The organism is Clavibacter lycopersici, assembly GCF_003576405.1.
In the GTDB taxonomy this organism is placed as follows: Bacteria; Actinomycetota; Actinomycetes; order Actinomycetales; family Microbacteriaceae; genus Clavibacter; species Clavibacter lycopersici.
The window spans coordinates 1-3,483 of sequence record NZ_QWGT01000267.1 but is presented as its reverse complement, the minus strand read 5'-3'; the positions used below and the strand labels follow the sequence as shown (position 1 = coordinate 3,483).

The following is a 3,483-nucleotide window of genomic DNA, read 5'->3' as shown; positions in this document are numbered from 1 at the left end:
CCTCGCGCTCACCGGCGCCGTCCTCGTCGCGCTCACCGCCTGCGCCGCTCCTGCCGCGTCCACCGGAGCCGGCGCGACGGGCGCGGGCGGCGCCGCCGACACGGCCGCCACCGGCTACACGACGTCGCGCACCATGCCCGAGGGCAAGGGCAGCGGCCAGCCCGACGGCGTCTTCCCGCGCACCGTCGTCCACTTCGCCGGCACGACCACGATCCCCGCGGCGCCCCAGCGGGTCGCCGTCATCTCGACCGGCCAGGCCGACGCCCTGCTCACCCTCGGGATCGTCCCGGTCGCCTCCACCGCGGCCGACGGCGCGGCCGTCGTCCCCGACTACCTCACGCGCGCGTTCCCGGAGGACGCCGACGCGCTCGCCGCCGTCGCGCCCCTCGGCGACCGCATCTCGCCCGACATCGAGAGCGTGGCGGCGGCGAAGCCCGACCTGATCCTCATGAACGTCACGGGCAAGGACGCGGCGTCGCTCTACGCGAGCCTCTCCTCCATCGCGCCCACGGTCGCGACGCAGGGCACGGGCCTCTACTGGAAGCAGGACCTCCTGCTCCTCGCCGACGCGGTCGGCCGCACCCAGCAGGCCGCCTCCTGGCTCGACTCCTACCAGTCCGACGCGGCCGCCTTCGGCGCGGGCGTCGCGGCCGGCACCACCGTCTCCTTCGTCCGCTCCTCGGCCGACCGCCTGCGCGTGTTCGGCGTGGCCTCCTTCTCCGGATCCGTCGCGGAGGACGCGGGCCTCGCGCGCCCCGAGGCGCAGGACTTCGCCGACGCGACCTCGCGCGACATCAGCGAGGAGCAGATCGACCTGGCCGAGGGCGACCACGTGTTCGCGGGCGTCCAGGGCGGCGACGAGCGGGCGCTCACCGGCCTGCCGCTGTGGCCGACGCTGCAGGCGGTCGCCGACGACGCCGTGACCTTCGTGGACGACGACGTGTTCTACCTCAACACCGGCCCCACCGCGGCGCGCGCGGTGCTCGACGCGATGGAGTCCGCGCTCGGCTGATCCGCGCGGCTACGCGTCGCCGGGGATCCGCAGCTTGAACCCCACGTGCGAGGGCGCGTACCCGAGCCGCTCGTAGAAGCGGTGGGCGTCGCCGCGGGCGGCGTCCGAGGTGAGCTGCACGAGGGCGGCGCCGAGGGCGGGCGCCGCGGTGTCCGCGACCCAGCGCATCATGGCGCGGCCGATGCCGGCGGACCGCAGGTCGCGACGCACGCGCACCGCCTCCACCTGGAGGCGCGTGCTGCCGCGTCGGGCCATGCCGGGGATCAGCGTCAGCTGCAGCGTGGCGACGACCGCGCCGTCCCCGTCGGTCGCGACGAGCAGGTCGTTCGCGGGGTCGGCGACGATCCTCTCGAGCGCGCGGCGGTGGAGGTCGGCGTCGCCCGGCTGCACCGCGTCGCCGCGCGCGGCGCTCACCTCGTCGTCGGCGAGCAGGTCCATGAGCGGGTCGAGGTCGGCGGGCGTCGCGCGGCGGAGGGTCACGCCGTGGACGCGCGCGAGGAGCGGGACGGGGAGGACGAGGGGTGCGAGCACGCCCCCATCCTCCCCGCCTGCCGCCGCGCGGGCTAGGCCGTCGCCGGGCCGGACGCGCCCGACGCCCGCGCCACGTGCGCGAGCAGCCGCTCGACCAGCATCCGGCGCAGCTCCACCGACGACCAGCCGTGATCCGCGCCCGCCACGGCCGTGAAGGTCGCGCCCGGCATGAGCTCGCCGTACCGCTCGCCGTAGGGGACCGGCACGATCTCGTCGGCCGTGCCGTGCAGCACGTCGACCGGCCCGGCGTATCCCGCGACCGGCCCGTAGACGTCGACGCCCGCGAGCACCTCGTCCGGGAAGGCCATCCCGAGGCCCATGCCGCCGAGGTCGACGACGCCGCGCTCGCGGGCCACGGCGAGCGGCAGGTGCATCACGCGGCCGTGCACCGTGATGTCGTCCACCACGACGCCCGCCGGCGACCAGAGCGTGAGGCTCGCCACGAGCTCGGGTGCGCGCGCCGCGGCCAGCGCGGATTCGACGGCGCCGAGGCTGTGGGCGACCACGTGCACGGGTCCGCCGGCGTCCCGGGCGAGGGCGCGGATCATCGCGGACACCTGGTCGACCTCGTCGAGCAGGCGCACGTCGGCGAAGTCGCCGTCGCTCACGCCGTGCCCGAGCCGGTCGTACGCGCGCGCCGCGGTGCCGGACGCGGCCAGCGCCCGGGCGACCGGCACCCACAGGCCGTGGCCGCCGGTGCCCGTGTCGCTGAAGCCGTGCACGAGGAGCGCCGCGGGGGCGCCGTCGCGGACGGTGCCGTGCTCCCAGCCGCGGAGGGTGCGCCCGCCGTGGTCGAGCGCGAGCGGGGCGACCCGGGCGGCGGCCCGGTCCATCAGTTCCGCCGGTCGGCGAACCCGGTCGGGAGGTCGCCGGGGGCCGTGTCGACGACGGTCTCGTCGTCCGCGCCCACGAACTCGTCGAGGGTGATGTGCGCGAACTCCGGCACGACGTAGATCGGGTAGGTGGGGCCCGCGTCGCGGTGGGCGCGCATCTCGTCGAGGTGGTCGTTCTGGAACAGGACGGTCTTGGACCCGTCCTCCTCCACCCAGCGCGGGAAGAAGATCGTGCCGTGCAGCACGCGGGCCGCCGGGATGATGTTCACGACGACGCTGGTGCCCGTGGGCTCGTTCCACGAGACCTTGAAGACGCCGTCGGCCAGGGCGACGAGGTCGACCGTCTGGTCCTTCACCCAGCGGCCGCCGACCATGCCCGTGTGGATGCGGTAGTCGATGGTCGTGGCGTTCTTCACGTACATCTCGTACTGCCAGCCGTTGGCGTACGTGTAGATGAGGCGGTGGCCGACGAGGGGGCTGAGGTCCTGAGCGGGCACGGGGTGCTCGACGCTCGTGGTGATCGTTGTCATGCGGGCATCCTGACACCGGATTGCGTTTGTCACAAGCGCATCTGGCTGGGTATCCTCGGTGCATGCCATCCGACCCGACCGACGCCGAGCTCGCGGCGGTCGCGCGTCGGCTCGGCTCGGAGCTCGGGCCCTTCCGGCGCCGCCTCATGAACGCGTCGCGGAGCGCGGCCGACCTGCCGGACCTGCCGGACGCGCAGGTCGAGGTGCTCCGCCGTCTCGAGGCCATCGGCTGGGCCACGCCCACCCTGCTCGGCCGCGCGCTCGGGCTCGCGCGCTCGACCGTCAGCAACCTGATCCTCGCGATGGAGCGCGACGGCCTCGTCGACCGGCGCCTCGCGAAGGGCGACGGCCGCAGCACCGAGGTGGGCCTCACGGATCACGCGCGGGATCTGCTGCGCAGGTTCGACCGCTCGGCCGAGGGCGTGCTCGTGGGCGCGCTCCGCGGACTCACGGCCGCCGAGCGGCATGACATCGCCCGTGCGCTGCCCGCCCTCGAGGCCCTGCACGCGGCGATCGGCGGGGAGCCCGCGCCGGCGGCATCCGCGGTGCGCGATGCCGCCGCGGACGCGACGACGCG

Annotated in this window: 5 protein-coding genes; 2 read left to right on the top strand and 3 right to left on the bottom strand. The window is 75.5% G+C overall.

What is annotated here, in order from left to right; genetic code table 11:
* On the top strand, positions 1–1,012 hold a 1,012-nt coding region (locus DZG00_RS13595), incomplete at its 5' end, for an ABC transporter substrate-binding protein (RefSeq protein WP_199689821.1).
* A 9-nt stretch (positions 1,013–1,021) separates the two neighbouring features.
* On the opposite strand, the gene DZG00_RS13590 is transcribed toward DZG00_RS13595, so the two are convergent.
* From DZG00_RS13590 to DZG00_RS13580, 3 genes are read right to left on the bottom strand one after another with little or no spacing between them, the layout of a single operon-like run.
* Positions 1,022–1,543: a GNAT family N-acetyltransferase gene (locus DZG00_RS13590; protein WP_119382664.1), complete on the bottom strand. Its 522-nt coding sequence runs from the start codon at positions 1,541–1,543 to the stop codon at positions 1,022–1,024.
* A 32-nt stretch (positions 1,544–1,575) separates the two neighbouring features.
* Positions 1,576–2,376: an alpha/beta hydrolase gene (locus tag DZG00_RS13585; protein ID WP_119455728.1), complete on the bottom strand. Its 801-nt coding sequence runs from the start codon at positions 2,374–2,376 to the stop codon at positions 1,576–1,578.
* Positions 2,376–2,906, bottom strand: a complete 531-nt coding sequence (locus DZG00_RS13580) for a phenolic acid decarboxylase (RefSeq protein ID WP_119383279.1) — start codon at positions 2,904–2,906, stop codon at positions 2,376–2,378. Before DZG00_RS13580 ends, DZG00_RS13585 begins: the two co-directional genes overlap by 1 nt.
* 62 nt (positions 2,907–2,968) lie before the next feature.
* On the opposite strand from DZG00_RS13580, the gene DZG00_RS13575 reads away from it, so the two are divergent.
* On the top strand, positions 2,969–3,483 hold a 515-nt coding region (locus DZG00_RS13575; protein ID WP_119455727.1), incomplete at its 3' end, for a MarR family winged helix-turn-helix transcriptional regulator.